General features: G+C 65.0%; 20 protein-coding genes. 11 read left to right on the top strand and 9 right to left on the bottom strand.

The window, feature by feature from the left end:
• Window positions 1-55: 55 nt before the first annotated feature.
• The 4 genes from ASC94_RS32395 to ASC94_RS07815 all read left to right on the top strand — a co-directional run bounded on the left by ASC94_RS32395 (window position 56) and on the right by ASC94_RS07815 (window position 1,445).
• On the top strand, window positions 56-217 hold the full coding sequence (locus tag ASC94_RS32395; RefSeq protein ID WP_157201342.1) for a hypothetical protein: 162 nt from the start codon (window positions 56-58) through the stop codon (window positions 215-217).
• Window positions 218-379: 162 nt separating this feature from the next.
• On the top strand, window positions 380-643 hold the full coding sequence (locus tag ASC94_RS07825; RefSeq protein WP_056393010.1) for a hypothetical protein: 264 nt from the start codon (window positions 380-382) through the stop codon (window positions 641-643).
• 45 nt (window positions 644-688) lie between these two features.
• The gene (locus tag ASC94_RS07820) at window positions 689-913 is read left to right on the top strand and encodes a hypothetical protein (protein ID WP_157201341.1); all 225 of its coding nucleotides are present in this window, start codon (window positions 689-691) and stop codon (window positions 911-913) included.
• Between the two features lie 34 nt (window positions 914-947).
• On the top strand, window positions 948-1,445 hold the full coding sequence (locus ASC94_RS07815; protein ID WP_056393005.1) for a hypothetical protein: 498 nt from the start codon (window positions 948-950) through the stop codon (window positions 1,443-1,445).
• Window positions 1,446-1,454: 9 nt separating this feature from the next.
• On the opposite strand, the gene corA is transcribed toward ASC94_RS07815, so the two are convergent.
• From corA to mpl, 9 genes are all read right to left on the bottom strand, one after another.
• Window positions 1,455-2,420: a magnesium/cobalt transporter CorA gene (corA, locus tag ASC94_RS07810; protein ID WP_056393003.1), complete on the bottom strand. Its 966-nt coding sequence runs from the start codon at window positions 2,418-2,420 to the stop codon at window positions 1,455-1,457.
• 88 nt (window positions 2,421-2,508) lie between these two features.
• Entirely contained in the window at window positions 2,509-2,904 is a 396-nt protein-coding gene (locus ASC94_RS07805) for a hypothetical protein (RefSeq protein WP_056392999.1), read from the bottom strand.
• A gap of 25 nt (window positions 2,905-2,929) precedes the next feature.
• Entirely contained in the window at window positions 2,930-3,652 is a 723-nt protein-coding gene (gene mtgA, locus ASC94_RS07800) for a monofunctional biosynthetic peptidoglycan transglycosylase (protein WP_056392998.1), read from the bottom strand.
• Window positions 3,649-4,467, bottom strand: coding sequence for a shikimate dehydrogenase (aroE, locus tag ASC94_RS07795; RefSeq protein ID WP_056392995.1), 819 nt, complete (start codon window positions 4,465-4,467; stop codon window positions 3,649-3,651). The genes mtgA and aroE overlap by 4 nt, the downstream gene beginning before the upstream one ends.
• Before the next feature lie 20 nt (window positions 4,468-4,487).
• Entirely contained in the window at window positions 4,488-5,372 is an 885-nt protein-coding gene (locus tag ASC94_RS07790) for a TonB family protein (RefSeq protein ID WP_056392993.1), read from the bottom strand.
• Between the two features lie 160 nt (window positions 5,373-5,532).
• Entirely contained in the window at window positions 5,533-7,602 is a 2,070-nt protein-coding gene (locus ASC94_RS07785; RefSeq protein WP_056392991.1) for a ribonuclease catalytic domain-containing protein, read from the bottom strand.
• Entirely contained in the window at window positions 7,602-8,237 is a 636-nt protein-coding gene (locus ASC94_RS07780; RefSeq protein WP_056392988.1) for a chorismate lyase, read from the bottom strand. Before ASC94_RS07780 ends, ASC94_RS07785 begins: the two co-directional genes overlap by 1 nt.
• Window positions 8,234-8,830 carry a YqiA/YcfP family alpha/beta fold hydrolase gene (locus ASC94_RS07775; RefSeq protein WP_056392986.1) on the bottom strand — a complete coding sequence of 199 codons (597 nt, stop codon included), beginning with the start codon at window positions 8,828-8,830 and terminating at the stop codon, window positions 8,234-8,236. The genes ASC94_RS07780 and ASC94_RS07775 overlap by 4 nt, the downstream gene beginning before the upstream one ends.
• On the bottom strand, window positions 8,827-10,230 hold the full coding sequence (gene mpl / locus ASC94_RS07770) for a UDP-N-acetylmuramate:L-alanyl-gamma-D-glutamyl-meso-diaminopimelate ligase (protein WP_082616348.1): 1,404 nt from the start codon (window positions 10,228-10,230) through the stop codon (window positions 8,827-8,829). Before mpl ends, ASC94_RS07775 begins: the two co-directional genes overlap by 4 nt.
• 94 nt (window positions 10,231-10,324) lie before the next feature.
• On the opposite strand from mpl, the gene ASC94_RS07765 reads away from it, so the two are divergent.
• The 7 genes from ASC94_RS07765 (at window position 10,325) to ASC94_RS07735 (ending at window position 16,360) form a co-directional block, all read left to right on the top strand.
• Window positions 10,325-10,957 (top strand): hypothetical protein, encoded by a 633-nt coding sequence (locus ASC94_RS07765; RefSeq protein WP_056394920.1) that lies wholly within the window; start codon window positions 10,325-10,327, stop codon window positions 10,955-10,957.
• Window positions 10,957-11,514, top strand: coding sequence for a TlpA disulfide reductase family protein (locus ASC94_RS07760; RefSeq protein WP_056392983.1), 558 nt, complete (start codon window positions 10,957-10,959; stop codon window positions 11,512-11,514). The genes ASC94_RS07765 and ASC94_RS07760 overlap by 1 nt, the downstream gene beginning before the upstream one ends.
• Window positions 11,515-11,597: 83 nt before the next feature.
• Window positions 11,598-12,035 carry a type II 3-dehydroquinate dehydratase gene (gene aroQ / locus ASC94_RS07755; RefSeq protein ID WP_056392982.1) on the top strand — a complete coding sequence of 146 codons (438 nt, stop codon included), beginning with the start codon at window positions 11,598-11,600 and terminating at the stop codon, window positions 12,033-12,035.
• 89 nt (window positions 12,036-12,124) lie between these two features.
• Complete coding sequence (gene accB / locus ASC94_RS07750) at window positions 12,125-12,592, top strand: acetyl-CoA carboxylase biotin carboxyl carrier protein (protein ID WP_056392980.1); 468 nt, start codon at window positions 12,125-12,127, stop codon at window positions 12,590-12,592.
• 103 nt (window positions 12,593-12,695) lie between these two features.
• Window positions 12,696-14,054 carry an acetyl-CoA carboxylase biotin carboxylase subunit gene (gene accC, locus ASC94_RS07745; RefSeq protein ID WP_056392977.1) on the top strand — a complete coding sequence of 453 codons (1,359 nt, stop codon included), beginning with the start codon at window positions 12,696-12,698 and terminating at the stop codon, window positions 14,052-14,054.
• Window positions 14,051-14,986 (top strand): 50S ribosomal protein L11 methyltransferase, encoded by a 936-nt coding sequence (gene prmA, locus ASC94_RS07740; protein WP_056392976.1) that lies wholly within the window; start codon window positions 14,051-14,053, stop codon window positions 14,984-14,986. Before accC ends, prmA begins: the two co-directional genes overlap by 4 nt.
• A 15-nt stretch (window positions 14,987-15,001) precedes the next feature.
• A complete protein-coding gene (locus ASC94_RS07735) occupies window positions 15,002-16,360 on the top strand; it encodes a DUF3426 domain-containing protein (protein ID WP_082616347.1) in 1,359 nt (452 codons plus the stop codon).
• Window positions 16,361-16,364: the final 4 nt, after the last annotated feature.

Here is a 16,364-nt window from a genome sequence, read left to right as displayed (position 1 = left end):
CCGCGCAATGCGAGCTGAGGTATAGCTGTTACCAATCTCATAATGCGAGGCAAGCATGGCTATACTGCCGCAACGAAGATGCTGGTTCGTCCTGATCCTGCTGGCCATGACTGCCAGCTATTACTTCGCATTCCGTCTGCGCGCCGTTCCCGAGTGGACGCTGCTATTTGATTTTACCGTTACCCTGCCGTTGATCTATTGGTGGCTGTACCGCTGAAGCTGCCGTGGCCGGCTTCATCGTGTATAAGCTTGCCGGCCTGACGCGTATTTCGCGCAACGCCGATGCGGCCCTGAAAAAATCATCAGCAGCCTGCTGGGGAATAACGGCTATTCCACGCTGGCGCAATTTGAAGCAAGGGTTTGGTATTACGCCCTGTTCATGCGCAACGGCGCCACGCTGGAATTCGACGGCGAGCGCGATTTCGGATATGCGCGCAATGGCGGGAATTCATCGAATCAAGTGGGGTTTATTATCGCGATCCTGTTCGAGCTGCCGCTCATGCATATGCTGCTGCATTTTACGTGGTCGCCCACGGCAGCCATCGTGGCCAGCGCCTTGAGCGCATGGGCCTTGCTGTACATGGTGGCTGATTACCGTGCCACTTTATATCGCCCAGATCGCTGGATAAGGATGGAATATTAATTCGCTGCGGCGCGCTGGCCGCCGATGCGGCGACCTTATTCCCTCGTGCAATCAGCGGAGGCGGCCAGCGGCCCGGTGCGCCGCCGCGCCGGCGTGCGCCGTTATACGCAGCTGGGGGCGCCGAATGTGCTGATCCAGCTGCTGCCGGACAGCAGCCTGCCCGACCTGTTCGGCCGCCCGCAGCCAGTCGGCAAGGTCTACCTGAGCCTGGACGAGCCGGCTGAATTCATCAACGCGGTGCGTAAAAAGGTTTTCGTGACCGTTGGATAGAATTCAACAATGTTGAAAAAGGCATACTACTGGAATGAAACTTATTGCAGAAAAACGTTCCAGTAATGACAAGTACGACGTGCTGCGCTTCGTCCGCAACAACGGCAGCGCCACCGACACGCTGATGCCGCGCCAGGGCATCCTGCCGCACAATCTGATCCATTATGTGGTGGAGTCCGCCCTGCCCTTGCGGCACGGCTTTTTGAGCCAGGTGGCGCTGGGCGCCGATGCGCAAATTGCGGCCCGGGCGGCGCAGGGCGCGGACAATCCGGCGGTACCCCGGCAGGCGGCGCAGGTGGAAGCCATCGTCGAGGGCTTGCAAACCCAGCTCTGGCGCGGCAGCTTCGACCTGGAGAGTTTTCTGGCGGCCGCCAACAGCGCCTGCGCCGCGCGTGGCCACCCGCCGCTCGACCTGGCCGGCATCGACGTGCACGCCTGCTTGTACCAGCGCGCCCAGGCGCTGCACGCGCAATGGCAGGAAATCCCCTACCACCGCGCGCTGTCGCTCGATTTCAGCCCGCGCCTGGGCTAGGCCGCGCGCTTATTTCAGCCAGCCGCGGTGGCGGAAGTACAGGAAGGGCGCGATGGCGCTGGTGATCATCAGTCCCCAGGCCCAGGGATAGCCCAGCGCCCATTTCAGTTCGGGGATATTGTCGAAGTTCATGCCGTAGACGCTGGCAATCAGGGTCGGCGGCAGGAAGGCGACGCTGGCCACCGAGAAGATCTTGATGATCTTGTTCTGGTTGATGTTGATGAAGCCGACGGTGGCGTCCATCAGGAAGTTGATCTTATCGAACAGGAAAGAGGTGTGGCCGTCCAGCGACTCGATGTCGCGCAGGATCTGGCGCGCCTCCTCGAATTGCTCGGAATTGAGCAGGCGGCCGCGCATCAGGAAGCTGACGGCGCGGCGCGTGTCCATCATGTTGCGGCGGATGCGGCCGTTCAAGTCTTCCTCGTGGGCGATGGCGCTCAGCGCGTCGGCCGCGTCCTTGTCGGTGAATTCTTCCTGCAGCACGCGGCCGGACACTTCTTCCAGGTTCTGGTAGATGCCTTCCAGTGCGTCCGCCGAGTACTCGGCGTCGGTGGCGTACAGGTCCAGCAGCACGTCCATGTAGTCGGCAATGGAGCCGGGACGGGAACGGGCGCGCATGCGCACCAGGCGGAACACCGGCAAATCGTCCGTATGGACCGAGAACAGCATTTTCTTGGCCAGGATGAAGGCCACGGTGACAATGCGCGACGGGCCGTCGTCTTCTTCCAGCAGGAAGTCGGTACGCAGGTGGAGGTCGCCGTTTTCCGCTTCGTAGTAGCGGGCCGAGGCTTCAATGTCCTTGACTTCGTCTTCACCCGGCAGTGTTACGCCGTAAATGGCTTTGACCCAGGCACGCTCGTCGTCGTTCGGATCGGTCAGGTCGACCCAGACGGGTTCGAGCTTTTCCAGGTCTTCACGGGATTCGATGGGAACCTGGTTGAGACGGCCATTTTGTAAGACGAAGACATTGATCATAGGCACTCTCAGCCAGCGGTGGGAACGAAACAGCGCAAGTGTACCCGCATGGCCTTTTTTCGGCCACCTTTGCTTGCTGTTTTTTGCCTCAGCGGGTGGCGTTTTCCATCATTTTCGCGCGCAGGTCCTGCGGGGCGGCGCCGGACCGGTCCGGCTTGGGCGCCTTGGGTGCTTCCACTCCTTTTGTTTCATGAACGACAACGTTTTGGGTGGTGGCGTTGGCCGGGCTGCATTCGGTGTCGGAGAACACGGTTTTGCCATTCACCGTGCAGCGGCGCAGCTGATTTCCGGGCACGGCGGGGGCGGAAGGCACGGCGGCGGCGCCCTGCCCTGCCGCAGGCTTGCCGGTCAGCCGCGCGAGGCCTTCGGCAAACAAGTTGCGCTCATAGCGCATGGAGAAGATGGCGGCCATGGCCAGCGCGGCCACGCCGGCCATCAGCACCGCCACCACGATCAGACTGATACCGCGTTGCCGCTCGCGCATGGCGCTTCCCCACTAAAAAGATGCCCTATGGTAACTCAGCCGAGCCCATGCGTCTCAAAATAATGCCGGTGCGCCGCGCCAGGTAGTTGGAGTCGCGGTGCTTGTCGTAAAAGCGCGGGTTGGGCAGCATCACGGCCAGCTTGGCGGCCTGGGCCGCGCCCAGCCTGGACGCGCTGATGCCGTAGTAGTGCTTGGCGGCCGCTTCAGCGCCGAAGATGCCTTTGCCGAATTCCACCACGTTGAGATAGATCTCGAAGATGCGCTCCTTGTCCATCAGCGCTTCCAGCATATACGTGATGATCAGCTCCTGGCCCTTGCGCAGATAGCTGCGCGAGCCGGACAGGAACAGGTTCTTGGCCAGCTGCTGGGTGATGGTGGAGCCGCCCGAGACCACTTTCTTCTTTTTGTTGTTCTTCTCGTAGGCCTTTTGCAGCGCCTCCCAGTCCACCCCTTCATGTCCCGAGAAATTGGCGTCTTCGGAGGCGATAATCGCGCGTTTCAGGTTGTTGGAAATGCGCGCGTACGGCACCCACTGCTGCTGGATGTTGGCGTTCGGGTTGACCTCCTGCAGGGCCTCGCGCTGGGCACGCATGAAGGCGGTGGTGGTGGGATTGTGGCCCACCCACCACCAGATCTGCAGCAGGAAATACAGCTGGATCGCCAGGAACAGCAGCACCGGGGCGATGAAGATCCACTTAACCCACCACCATTTGCCGCGTGCCGCAGCCGGTTTGCGCGTTTTTGTCATAGTTTTGAACGCAGATGGGCCAACAATTCCGTGGTTTCAGGGCGCACGCCGCGCCAGGCAAGGAAGGCCTCGGCGGCCTGCTCGACCAGCATGCCCAGGCCGTCGCGCACGATTGCGCCGTGCTCCGCAGCGAACTGCATGAACACGGTCGGCTCTTTGCCGTACATCATGTCCAGCGCCAGGGTGCCGGGACCGAACACGTCGGGCGGCACCGGCGGCAGGTCGGCGCTCAGGCTGGCCGAGGTCGCATTGATGACAATATCGTAGCGGCCGCGCGGGGCGTCGAAGCCGCAGGCGGACAAGGCGGCGCCGCCGGACAGCGCGGCGAACTGCGCCACCAGCGCCTCTGCGGTAGCCACGGTGCGGTTGGCAATGGTGAGCTGGGCCGGATGGTGTTCCAGGATGGGCAGCACCACGCCGCGCGCGGCGCCGCCGGCGCCCAGCAGCAGCACGCGCTTGCCCGTGATGGGTACGCCCGCGTTGGCCACGATGTCGTTGACCAGGCCGGCCCCGTCGGTGTTGTCGCCGATGGTGCCGTCCTCGGTAAACAGCAGGGTGTTGACCGCGCCGGCGGCCTGCGCGCGCATGGTGAGCGCGCCGCACAGCTTGTGCGCTTCCAGCTTGAAGGGCACGGTGACGTTGGCGCCCTTGCCGCCCTCGGCCACGAAGGCGCGCACGGCGGCCGGGAAGCCGTCCAGCGGCGCCAGGCGCTTCTCATAGCTGAGCTGCTGGCCGGTCTGCAGCGCGTAGGCGGCGTGGATGTCGGGCGATTTGCTGTGGGCGATCGGGTTGCCGAAAACGCAATACTTATCCATTTATGCAATCCATGGTTTTTTTAGTTCGATCCGGTGAGGTCGGATTCCAGTTTTTCTTCCCGCGTGAATTTGAAGCGGGTGATGATGACCCACAAATCGTCGCGCTCGCTGGACAGCATGTTGGGCGGGAATTTGCCGAACGGCGCCGAACGGCGCACGATGCGCAGCGCCGCCTCGTCCAGCGCGTCGTTGCCCGAGCTCTTTTCCACGCGCACGCCGCCTTCCTTTTCGTAGATGGTGCCGTCCTGGAAGATGGGGATGTAGACCACCAGTTCGCCGTACAGCTTGCGGCCGTTCTTCTGCGGGAAGTTCAGCGTGCCCACCTCTTCCACCTTGCGCTGCAGGCGCTGGTAGTACATGGCGTAGCCCACTTCGCGCGTGCTGGGGGTGATGAAGGTTTTCTTGGGGCGCTTGCTTTGATCGTCGATGGTCTGGGTGATCTCGGCGGCCATGCGGGCGATGGCCTTGCTGCTTTCCAGCAGGTCGGCGCCGGTGGGCAGCGGATCGGGCCTGGCTTTTTCCGTCACGGGCGCGGCAGTGAGCGGGTTCGGCCTGGCGGCCTGGGTCAGCAGCTTGCGCTGGGCTTCTTCCAGCTCGGCGATGCGGCGCCGGGTGGCTTTCACGCTCTCGCCGGTTTCATTCTTGCGCATATCCGGCAGCGGCGACTTGGCGCGGCCGGCTTCGGCCTTGCCGCCGCCGTCCAGGTTGGCCTGCGCCAGGGCGTCGGCCTTCAGGGGCGCCTTGTCGTGCTTGGCGTTCACCAGGATCACTTCCAGCCCGGGGTCGGTGGGTTCGACCTTGAAGTTTTTCGGCGCGACGAAAGTCACGGCCAGCAATACGCCATGCGCCAGCAGGGATACGCCAGTTGCGAAATACAGGAAGCGGTTTTCTTGGAAAGACTTCACGCAGGGACCGTCAGCAACATCAAAGATGGCACATTCTACGACATGCGGCGGGGCATTGGCGGGTTACGGCGCATGCGCCTAACCCGCCCTACGATTGCCGGCAGCACGTAGGGCGGGTTAGCGCGCAGCGCGTAACCCGCCATGCATGCGGACCGGCGCCTTATGCGCCCTGCTCAGGGGCGGGTTCGGTCACGGCCGTCTCACTCGCGAGCTCGGCCACTTCCGCTTGCTCATCGGCCGGTGCGGCCGCCTCGGCCAGCGCTTGCTCGTGCTCGGCCGGGGTCTCTTCTTCCTCTTCGTAGTCCAGCTCGGCATCGGCCGCCGCCGGGGCGGTGACGATTTCCAGCAGGCGCGCCTCGATGCTCAGGTCCACCTCGTCCCAGCGCAGGATGTCCAGCTTGACCTGGGCGCCGCGCGCAGCAGGCGGCATACCGGCCAAGCGGATAATGAGCGGGATGTCGGACAGGCGCAACACTTCATCCTTGAGCACCACCGCTTCCACCTGGCGCTGCTCCTGCTGGCCCAGCCAGCGCAGGCACCAGTAGCGTTCCATATTGCTCTGGTGGTCGTTGTAGGCGGAATAGGCGGCGTCGAAGGCGGACACGATGGCGAACAGGTTGGCGTCCTTGTGCTTGAACGGGGCCACGAACGGGGCGGCCACGCCCTTCTCCGCCACCGCCAGGATCTGCCACTGGTTCACCAGGTCGGTGTAGCGGCGCAGCGGCGAGGTGCTCCACGCGTACTGGTCCACGCCCAGGCCCTGGTGCGGCGCGGCGTGCGTGAGCATGCGCACCTGCATCTTGGCGGCCCAGCCGCCCACGCCCTGGCCCTGGCTGCGGTAGATGCCGGGCACGCCGTGGTCGTGCATCAGCTTGCCCCAGGTGCTGTTGGCGAAGATCATCAGCTCGGCGACGATCTTGTCCAGCGGTGCGCCGCGCTTGCGGCGGGCGACGGTCACCACGTCGTCTTCCACGTAGAAGTTGTAGTCGACGCGGTTGTTCTGCTCGGGCTTGAGGCCGAAGCCTTCGCGCTTGACCATGCGGCCCGCTTCCAGCTGCAGCGCCCATTTCCACAGCAGGCCCAGCTCGGCCTTGCGCGGATACTCGCCTGCGCCGCTGGCCAGGGTCTCCTCGTTGACCAGGTCGTCCAGCGTGTTGTGGCGCAGGTTGTTGGCGATCGGCACCAGCTCGGCACGCGTCTCGGTGCTGATGACGCTCCAGTCGGCCGGGTCCAGCGTGGCGTACAGCGACAGCGCCGGGCAGGTCTTGCCTTCGGCCAGGGTGAACGCTTCGACGATGGCGTCCGGCAGCATGGTGATTTTGTCGCCGGGCATGTAGACGGTGGACATGCGCGCGCGCGCCATCTTGTCGACCGCGTCGTCCGGACGGATGCCAAGGCCGGGCGCGGCAATGTGGATGCCGACCTTGACCTTGCCGTCCGCCAGGTGCGTGACGGAGAAGGCGTCGTCGATCTCGGTGGTGGTGACGTCGTCGATGGAGAACGCTTCCACGGCCGCCAGCGGCAGGTTGGCCGGTGCGCTCGGCACGGCCACGTCAGGGAAGCCGGCGCCTTTCGGGAAGTTCTCGAACAGGAACTTGGACATGTGCAAGTCCTTGGGCGACGCGATGCCGCCGGCGGCCAGCATCAGGCGCTGCGGGCTCTGGTGCGTTTCATTGCAGGCCGCTTCCAGCGCCTTGTATTCGATGGTGTTCTTGTCCGGCTTGAACAGCAGCTGCTGGACGATGGCCTTCATGCTGTCGGGCAGTTTGTTGGCCTTGAGCTCTTCCACGTACTGGGCCTGGATCACGGCCTGCTGCTTTTTCTTTTCAATGCCGGCCAGCGCGGCGCGCAGCGACTGCTCGGGCGCCTTCTTGTAGCGGCCGCGGCCCTTCTTGTAGAAATAGATGGGCGCGTTGTGCAGGCCCAGGATCAGGCCGGCCGCTTCGTGCGGCAGCGGGGCGTGGCCGAAGTACTCGGCGCCCAGTTCGGCAAAGCCGAATTCTTCCTCGCCCGCCACTTCCCACAGGAATTCCAGGTCGATGTCGGCGGCAACCGCCTTGGCCTGCTCCAGCAGTTCGGCCGGGGCCGGCTTTTCGTACTGCAGCAGCACGTCCTTGGCCTTGACCTTGTTGCGCTTGCCGCTGGCCATTTCCACCTGATAAGCCTCGCCCGCGTGGGACATGATGGAGCCGACCTTGAAGTCGCCGGATTCTTCGAAAAATACGTTCATTATTTTATGTTCTCAAAAGTCGAATGTGCCGCGGCCGAATTCGCCACGGCGGGCACCAGGTCCAGCACGCCAGGCAGGAAGACCTCGGTCACCAGCAGCAAGCCATGGTGGCGCTGGTACAGGCAGCGCCGTGCATACAATAGTTGTTCGCCCTGCAGTTGTTCGCCCTGCAGTTGTTCGTCCTGCAATCCCGCAGCGGCCCGGGCGCGCCGTGCCAGCGGGTGGCTGGGACGCAGGCGCGCAAATTCCAGTTCGCCGCGCCGCACTTGCGGGTCGCCGAACAGCGTGGAGCCGAGCGAGCGCTCGCCCAGCGCGCTGAACAGCGGCCAGTCGCCGGCGTCGGCCGAGGTCGGCACCACGGTGTGACCGAACACCACGGGCGTATTATCACACCGCAGCAGCACCTCGCGTTCAATCACGCGGCTGGGGCGGTGCAGGCCGATGGCGGCCGCCTCGTCGGCCAGGCACAGCGCCGGGCTCTGGTGCAGCTTCTGCACGCGGAAGGCGCGGCTGTGCGCTTTCAGTTTGTTGGTCAGCGAGCCGCCGCCGGCCAGCCAGTGGCGCAGGGCTTCCGGCGGATTGACGGCGATGACGTGGCGGTGCCAGTTCGCAAGACGCAGCGAGCGGCCCTTCACTGCGGACCGCCGGCGGCGCTTGCCAGGTCCACACGGCAGAACGCCAGCACCTCATTCATATAGTCGGCGAATTCGCTGATGCCGTGGTCGCTGCCCTCGATCACCAGCTGGCGCGCTCCCCGATAGTGCGCCACCATGTCGCGGTAGTCCAGCACTTCGTCGCCGGTGGCGGCAATCAGGAAATAGCGCTCGGGGCGGCTGATCTGCGCCACGTCCAGCGCGCGCAGTTCGTCTATATATTCAGGCTTGAACTCGAACGGTTCATCGGAATGGTACTGGGTGGTGACGCCGACGTGCTTCTGCAGGTCCTGGCGCGGCACGATGGCGGGATTGAGCAGCACCGCGCGGCAGCCCAGGCGCTCGGCCAGCCAGGTGGCGTAGTAGCCGCCCAGCGAGGAGCCGACAATGGCCAGCTCGCCGGCCGGCACGCCCTCCACCAGCGACAGCGCCAGTTCCATCGCCTGCCGGGGCGAAGCCGGCAGCTGCGGGCAGGCGTATTGCGCGCCCAGGCCCAGCGCTGCCATGCGTTCGCCCATCAGCCGCGCCTTCATCGAGTGCGGCGAGGAGCGGAATCCGTGCAGGTACAAAATCATGAGGCCAGGGCCTCCAGCAGTTGCTGGTGCACGCCGCCGAAGCCGCCGTTGCTCATGACGACGATGTGGTCGCCCGGCCGGGCCTGCGCCTTGATGGCTTGCACCATGACGCCGATGTCTTCGTAGGCGCTGGCGATATCGCCCATGGGGGCCAGCGCCGTGCCCAGGCTCCAGCCCAGCGCCTGCTCGCTGCCGTAGCCGAACACCAGGTCGGCTTCGGCCAGGCTGCCCGGCAAGGCGTCCTTCATGGCGCCCAGCTTCATGGTGTTGGAGCGCGGTTCCAGCACCGCCAGGATGCGCCCGGCTGCGGAACCGGCTGCGGCGGCGCGGCCCAGCTTCTGGCGCAGGCCGCCGACCGTGGTGGCGATGGCGGTGGGATGGTGGGCGAAATCGTCGTACACGGTGACGCCGTTGACCACGCCGCGCACTTCCATGCGGCGCTTGACGCTGACGAAGCGCGCCAGCGACTCGGCCGCCTGCGCGACCGGCACGCCGACGTGGCGCGCGGCGGCAATCGCGGCCAGCGCGTTGGAACGGTTGTGCTTGCCTGTCAGTTCCCACTGCACCTTGCCTGCCACAGCGCCCTGGAACAGCACGTCGAAACTGCCGTCTTCGTGTTCCTTCAGCGTCCAGTCGGCGCCCGGCACGCCGCCGAAGCGTTCCTGCCCGCTCCAGCAGCCGCGCTTGAGCACGCGGCCCAGCGACGCTTCGTCGGCGTTGGCGATGACGCGGCCAATGCCGGGCACGGTGCGCACCAGATGGTGGAATTGGGTCTCGATGGCGCCCAGATCGGGGAAGATGTCGGCGTGATCGTATTCCAGGTTGTTGAGCACGGCAGTCTTGGCGTGGTAGTGCACGAACTTGCTGCGCTTGTCGAAGAAGGCGGTGTCGTATTCGTCCGCTTCGATGACGAAGAAGGCGGAGTCGGCCGGTTTGCCGTCCACCGTGCCGCTGAGGCGGGCCGAGATGCCGAAGTTCATCGGCACGCCGCCGATCAGGAAGCCGGGCGCGTAGCCGGCGTCCTCCAGGATCCAGGCCAGCATGGCCGAGGTCGTGGTCTTGCCGTGCGTGCCGGCCACGGCCAGCACCCAACGGTTGCGCAGGATGTGCTCCCCCATCCACTGCGGGCCCGACACGTAGGGCAGGCTGCGGTTGAGGATCTCTTCGACCAGCGGGTTGCCGCGCGAGACAACATTGCCGATGACATACAGGTCGGGATTGAGCGCCACCTGTTCCGGACCGAAGCCCTGTATCAGTTCGATGCCCTGGGCTTCGAGCTGGGTGCTCATCGGCGGGTAGACGTTGGCGTCGCAGCCGGTGACGCGGTGGCCCGCCTCCTTGGCCAGCACGGCCAGGCCGCCCATGAAGGTGCCGCAAATACCGAGTATATGAATATGCATGTTGGGGTGCGTAGAAACAAAGGTCGAACAAACTGTCAGGACGGTGATTTTACCCGACGCGTGCCCTCTTCCGGTTCAGAGTATGATCTCGGACATGACGCTACCCCCAAACGATGAGATTCAATTGCTGCGCGCGCAGGTGGCGGCAGCGGCGGCGCGCCTGATTGCAGCCGACGGCGCCGACTACGGCACGGCCAAGCGCAAGGCGGCGCGCCAGATCCTGGGCGAGCAGAGCGCCAGCGCGGGCGCAGCCGTGTTGCCGGACAACCAGCAGATCGAGGACGAGGTGCGCCTGTACCACGCGCTGTTCAATGCGGACACGCAGCCGGCGCGCCTGTTCCGCCTGCGCACCATTGCCTTGCAGGTGATGGAACACCTGGAGCAGTACAATCCCTTCCTGACCGGCGCCGTGCTGAACGGCACGGCCGGGCCGCACGACGATATCCACCTGCAGCTGTTTGCCGACAGCGCCAAGGAAGTGGAGATCTTCCTGCTGAATAAGAACGTCAATATCGACATTTCGGAGACGCCGCACTTCAAAGGGCCGCGCTACGCGCCGGTGGAGACGGTGAGCTTCCTGTGGCAGAAGGAAGGCGTGCACGCGGCGCTGTATGAACTGGACGATATGCGCGGGGCGCTGAAGGCGCGCAGCGACGGCAAACCGTTGCGCGCGGACCTGGCCGGCGTGCGGGCTCTATTAATAGCAAGTACTCATGAAGAAATATAATGTTTAAAAAGAACTATCTAATATACGCAGCGATCGCTATCGCCTGCGGCGCGGCCGGCGTGTGGGCCAGCCTGAAGACCGCCAGGCCGGCGGCCCCGGCGGCTGCGGGCGCGGCAACACAAGGTGCGGCCGCTGCCGGCCCGGTAGCGGCGCTGTACCAGCAGAAACTCAAGGACGGCAAGGGCGTGGAGCAGGCGCTGGCGCAGTGGCAGGGCAAGCCGCTGCTGGTAAACTTCTGGGCCACCTGGTGCGCGCCCTGCGTGGAGGAAATGCCGGAATTGTCGGCCCTGCAGGGCGAACAGGCCGGCAAGGCTTGGCAAATCATCGGCATCGGCATCGATAGCCCCGCCAACATCGCCGAATTCGCCGAAAAACACAAAATCGCCTATCCTGTGTACGTGGGCGGCATGAGTGGCACCGACTTGTCGCGCCAGCTGGGCAACGCCCATGGCGGCCTGCCGTTCACCGTGCTGATCGGCGCCGACGGCCAGGTGAAAAAGACCTATCTGGGCCGCCTGAAGTTCGATCAGCTGCGTGCGGATCTTGCAAGCATGTAATAATTTCGGCAATATATTTTCACTTGCCAAGGGTCGCTGTTGGCGGCAAAATGCGAAACTTTCGCGGAAAACGGTCTGAACCCATGGCAAAAAACCTCCTGCTACTGAATGGCCCCAACCTGAATTTGCTGGGGACGCGCGAGCCTGAGGTGTATGGCAGCGACACGCTGGCCGATGTGGAACGGGCCGCGCAAGCGCAGGCGCAGGCAGCAGGCGCGCAGCTGGCTTGTTTCCAGAGCAACCATGAGGGCGCGCTGATCGACCGCATCCACGCCGCGCGCGGCGAAGGGGTGGACATGATCGTCATCAATCCGGGCGGCCTGACGCACACCAGCGTGGCCCTGCGCGATGCGCTGGCCGGGGTGGCGATCCCGTTTGTGGAAGTCCATATTTCGAACATTTACCGGCGCGAGGAATTCCGCCACCATTCTTTTCTCAGCGCGGTCGCGCAAGGAACGATCTGCGGCCTGGGCACGGACGGGTATCGCTTAGCCATCGACTTTGCCCTTAAAAACCGTTAATCTACGCGATCTGCGCGCATTTATCGCGGCGACGCCCCACAAAGGCTTGCTGCCCCAATCACATAACAAAGATACACAGGGAGTCTCAGATGGATCTACGCAAGCTCAAGACGTTGATTGACTTGGTCGCTGAATCGGATATTGCCGAGCTCGAAGTGACGGAAGGCGAGAGCAAAGTACGCATCGTCAAGTCGTCCGCCATGCCGCAAAACCAGGTTGTGATGATGCAACCGCAAGGCATGCAGCCGCAGTACCAGCAGCACGCCGCCGCTCCGGTGGCCGCGCCAGTCGCCAGCGTTCCGGCTGCCCCCGCTGAGCCGACCGGCCACGTGGTCAAGTCGCCCATGGTGGGCACCTTCTACCGCTCCTCCGCGCCGGGCGCTGCCGCCTTCGTCGAAGTGGGCCAGTCCATCAAGGAAGGCGACACCCTGTGCATCATCGAAGCGATGAAGCTGCTCAATGAAATCGACGCGGACGTGTCCGGCGTTGTGACCCAGATCCTGGTGGAAAACGGCCAGCCGGTCGAGTTCGGCCAACCCCTGTTTGTGATCGGCTAAATCGGGCGCGCGGCCTGTGGACGCTTCCGCCGGCCGCCCCGATCTGGTTCCGCACTCTCTCTACACCCTGGAGCAGCCGCTCCCCACAAACACAGAACCTGCCATGTTTGAAAAAATCCTCATTGCCAACCGCGGCGAAATCGCGCTGCGCATCCAGCGCGCCTGCCGAGAAATGGGCATCAAGACGGTGGTGGTCCACTCCGAAGCCGACAAGGACGCCAAGTACGTGAAGCTGGCCGACGAGTCGGTCTGCATCGGCCCGGCCGCTTCCACCCTGAGCTATCTGAACATGCCGGCCATCATCAGCGCGGCCGAAGTGACCGACGCCGAAGCCATCCACCCGGGCTACGGCTTCCTGTCGGAGAACGCCAACTTCGCCGAGCGCGTGGAGAAATCCGGCTTCGTGTTCATCGGCCCGCGCGCCGAATCGATCCGCATGATGGGCGACAAGGTGTCGGCCAAGCAGGCCATGATCAAGGCTGGCGTGCCGTGCGTGCCCGGTTCCGAAGGCGCGCTGCCGGAAGACCCGAAAGCCATCGTGCAGATCGCGCGCAAGGTGGGCTACCCGGTCATCATCAAGGCGGCCGGCGGCGGCGGCGGGCGCGGCATGCGCGTGGTGCACACCGAGGCGGCCCTGATCAACGCGGTGGCCATGACCAAGGCGGAAGCCGGCGCCGCGTTCGGCAATCCGGAAGTGTATATGGAGAAGTACCTGGAAAATCCGCGCCACGTGGAAATCCAGATCCTGGCCGACGAGCACAAGAACGCCGTGTGGCTGGGCGAGCGCGACTGCTCGATGCAGCGCCGCCACCAGAAAGTGATTGAAGAGGCGCCGGCGCCTGGCATCCCGCGCAAGCTGATTGAAAAAATCGGCGACCGCTGCGCCGAAGCGTGCCGCAAGATCGGCTACCGCGGCGCGGGCACCTTCGAGTTCCTGTACGAGAACGGCGAGTTCTATTTCATCGAGATGAACACCCGCGTGCAGGTGGAGCATCCGGTGACCGAAATGATCACCGGCATCGACATCGTGCAGGAGCAGATCCGCATCGCCGCCGGCGAGAAGCTGCGCTTCCGCCAGCGCGACGTGATGCTGGCCGGCCACGCCATCGAGTGCCGCATCAATGCCGAAGACCCGTTCAAGTTCACGCCGTCGCCGGGCCGCATCACCTCCTGGCACGCGCCGGGCGGTCCTGGCGTGCGCGTCGACTCGCACTCTTACGCCGGCTACTACGTGCCGCCGCACTACGATTCGATGATCGGCAAGGTCATCACCTACGGCGCCACCCGCGAGCAGGCCATCCGCCGCATGCAGATCGCGCTGTCGGAAATGGTGGTCGAGGGCATCCTGACCAACATCCCGCTGCACCGCGAGCTGATGGTGGACGCGCGCTTCATCGAGGGCGGCACCAACATCCATTACCTGGAACAGAAACTGGCAGCGATGCCCAAGGCGGACAAATGAATTACGTAGAAATCGTCATCGAGGTCGCGCGCGACCACGCCGAGGCGCTGTCGGACGCGTTGATGGAAGCGGGCGCGCTGTCGGTCTCGGTGGAAGATGCCGATGAGGGCACCGACGCCGAGAAGCCGCTGTTCGGCGAGCCGGGCATGGAGCCGGAAGAAGCCGCGTGGGATCACTCCCGCGTGGTGGCCCTGACCGGCGAGGACGCCGACCAGGCGGCCATCGTGGCCGAGGCGGCCGCCGCCATCAGCCTGGCCGAGGTGCCCAAGTACACCCTGCGCGGCGTGGAGGAGCAGGACTGGGTGCGCCTGACGCAGTCGCAGTTCGATCCCATCCATATCGGCAAAAACATCTGGGTGGTGCCGAGCTGGCACGAGGCGCCGGACCCGGACGCGCTGATCCTGGAGCTGGACCCGGGCCTGGCCTTCGGCACCGGTTCGCATCCGACCACGCGCTTGTGCATGGAGTGGCTGGAGGCGCACCCTGCGCCGGGCAAGACGGTGCTGGACTACGGTTGCGGCTCGGGCATCCTGGCCATGGTGGCGCGCAAGCTGGGCGCCGGCGCGGTGGCGGGCGTGGACATCGATCCGCAGGCGATCGAGTCGGCGCGCGACAATGCGGCGCGCAACCAGGTGGGCGAGATTGAATACTTCCTGCCCGATACCTTCGCCCAGTCGGCGCACGCGCATGCGCGCTTCGACATCGTGGTGGCCAACATCCTGTCGAGCCCATTGAAGCTGATGGCGCCGATGCTGTCAGGCCGGGTGGCCGAGGGCGGCGCGCTGATCCTGTCGGGCGTGCTGGCGCGCCAGGCGGAGGAAGTGGCGGCCGCATATGCGCCCTTCATCAAGCTGGGCGTGTGGGCGGAACTGGACGGCTGGGTTGCGCTGCACGGCGTACTTGGCAGCGATACTGCACCGCAAGCCCGCTAAGCTCACGCTAGCACGATGGCGCTCGCCACCAAATGCCCCCACTGCAACACGATATTTCGGGTCGCCCACGACCAGCTGAAATTACGTGGGGGCATAGTGCGCTGCGGCGCCTGCAATGAAGTATTCGACGGGAATGCGGCGCTGGTGGAACCGGCGCTGAAGCAGCCCGTCATCATCGACCTGCCCTCGGCGCCGACTCCGGCGCCCACCTCCTCCCCTGAACTGGAAGCCCTGATCACCACGCTGGACGCGCGCGCCGCGGAGGCCGGGGATGGCGAGGCGTTCGACCTGGACCTCGACGTCGACATCGATGACGAATCCGCGCCGGGCCCCGCCCCTGCCACTGCCCCTGCCCCGGCTGGCGAGCTGCCCGACGAGGACGAGGAGCTGGAGGATGCGCTGGTGATCGGCGAGGAGGAAGAACAAAGCAGCCGGCAGCAAGGCGAAGACAGCCCGCCGCTGGAAGAGGTCGACGAGCACCTGACCGCCGTCGCGCTGCACGACAGCTTTGAACTGGACGCCTACCCGGCCCGCAGCGACGACCGCGACGAGGGCACGCCCCCGGCGGATGACCTGGATGACGACGTGGTGACACTGTCCGCCGCCAGCCGCGTTGGTGCCGATGCCGAGGCCAGCGTCGACGCCCTGGCGGATACAGATGCCGACGCCGGTGCGGACGCCGGAGCCGGAGCCGATGCAGATGGCGATGCCGATGCCGATGCCGATGCCGATGCCGATGCCGATGCCGAGCATGAACCCGAACCTGCCGCCGAGTCCAGCGCCGCCGGCAGCGTCCCTGCCACGCCGCTCTCGGCTGGCCTGGGCGCGGACCTCGCGGACGACGACGAGCCGGGCTTCGTCAAGCGCGATCGCCGCCGCCAGCAAGTCGGCAAGGCCGCCCGTGTCGCCATGGCGCTGGGCATTCCGCTGCTGCTGGCCGCGCTGGCGGCGCAGGTGCTGGGCACCTTCCGCAACCCGCTGGCGGCCGCCGTGCCGGCGCTCAAGCCGGCGCTGGTGTCGGCCTGCGCCCTGGCCGGCTGCACGGTGGAGCTGCCGGCCCAGATCGACGCGCTGAGCATCGAACAGGGCGAGCTGCAGACCCTGGCCGACAATGTCTTCAGCTTCTCCACCACCCTGCGCAACGGCGCGCGCAGCGCGCAGGCCTGGCCGCACATCGAACTGATTTTGAACGACGACGCCGGCAAGCCGGTGCTGCGGCGCGTGTTCGCGCCGCGCGAGTACCTGGCCGGCGCCGTCAGCCCGGCCGCCATGGCGCAGGGTTTTGCGCCGCGCTCCGAGCAATCGGTTAAGCTGTATTTCGAACTGGCCCAAATCAAGGCATCGGGCTATCACATCGCAGTTTTCTACCCATAAGACA

The organism is Massilia sp. Root418 (genome assembly GCF_001425265.1).
In the GTDB taxonomy this organism is placed as follows: domain Bacteria; phylum Pseudomonadota; class Gammaproteobacteria; order Burkholderiales; family Burkholderiaceae_D; genus Rugamonas.
Note: the sequence above shows the minus strand (reverse complement) of the source record. Positions and strands in the feature narration are given on the sequence as shown.

Bases quoted from the DNA above. Each gene is read 5' to 3' on its own strand.
- ASC94_RS32395 (WP_157201342.1), top strand. From the start codon at position 56: ATGGCTATACTGCCGCAACGAAGATGCTGGTTCGTCCTGATCCTGCTG.
- ASC94_RS07825 (WP_056393010.1), top strand. From the start codon at position 380: ATGCGCAACGGCGCCACGCTGGAATTCGACGGCGAGCGCGATTTCGGA.
- ASC94_RS07815 (WP_056393005.1), top strand. From the start codon at position 948: ATGAAACTTATTGCAGAAAAACGTTCCAGTAATGACAAGTACGACGTG.
- corA (WP_056393003.1), bottom strand. From the start codon at position 2,420: ATGATCAATGTCTTCGTCTTACAAAATGGCCGTCTCAACCAGGTTCCC.
- ASC94_RS07805 (WP_056392999.1), bottom strand. From the start codon at position 2,904: ATGCGCGAGCGGCAACGCGGTATCAGTCTGATCGTGGTGGCGGTGCTG.
- mtgA (WP_056392998.1), bottom strand. From the start codon at position 3,652: ATGACAAAAACGCGCAAACCGGCTGCGGCACGCGGCAAATGGTGGTGG.
- aroE (WP_056392995.1), bottom strand. From the start codon at position 4,467: ATGGATAAGTATTGCGTTTTCGGCAACCCGATCGCCCACAGCAAATCG.
- ASC94_RS07785 (WP_056392991.1), bottom strand. From the start codon at position 7,602: ATGAACGTATTTTTCGAAGAATCCGGCGACTTCAAGGTCGGCTCCATC.
- ASC94_RS07775 (WP_056392986.1), bottom strand. From the start codon at position 8,830: ATGATTTTGTACCTGCACGGATTCCGCTCCTCGCCGCACTCGATGAAG.
- mpl (WP_082616348.1), bottom strand. From the start codon at position 10,230: ATGCATATTCATATACTCGGTATTTGCGGCACCTTCATGGGCGGCCTG.
- ASC94_RS07765 (WP_056394920.1), top strand. From the start codon at position 10,325: ATGACGCTACCCCCAAACGATGAGATTCAATTGCTGCGCGCGCAGGTG.
- ASC94_RS07760 (WP_056392983.1), top strand. From the start codon at position 10,957: ATGTTTAAAAAGAACTATCTAATATACGCAGCGATCGCTATCGCCTGC.
- aroQ (WP_056392982.1), top strand. From the start codon at position 11,598: ATGGCAAAAAACCTCCTGCTACTGAATGGCCCCAACCTGAATTTGCTG.
- accB (WP_056392980.1), top strand. From the start codon at position 12,125: ATGGATCTACGCAAGCTCAAGACGTTGATTGACTTGGTCGCTGAATCG.
- accC (WP_056392977.1), top strand. From the start codon at position 12,696: ATGTTTGAAAAAATCCTCATTGCCAACCGCGGCGAAATCGCGCTGCGC.
- prmA (WP_056392976.1), top strand. From the start codon at position 14,051: ATGAATTACGTAGAAATCGTCATCGAGGTCGCGCGCGACCACGCCGAG.
- ASC94_RS07735 (WP_082616347.1), top strand. From the start codon at position 15,002: ATGGCGCTCGCCACCAAATGCCCCCACTGCAACACGATATTTCGGGTC.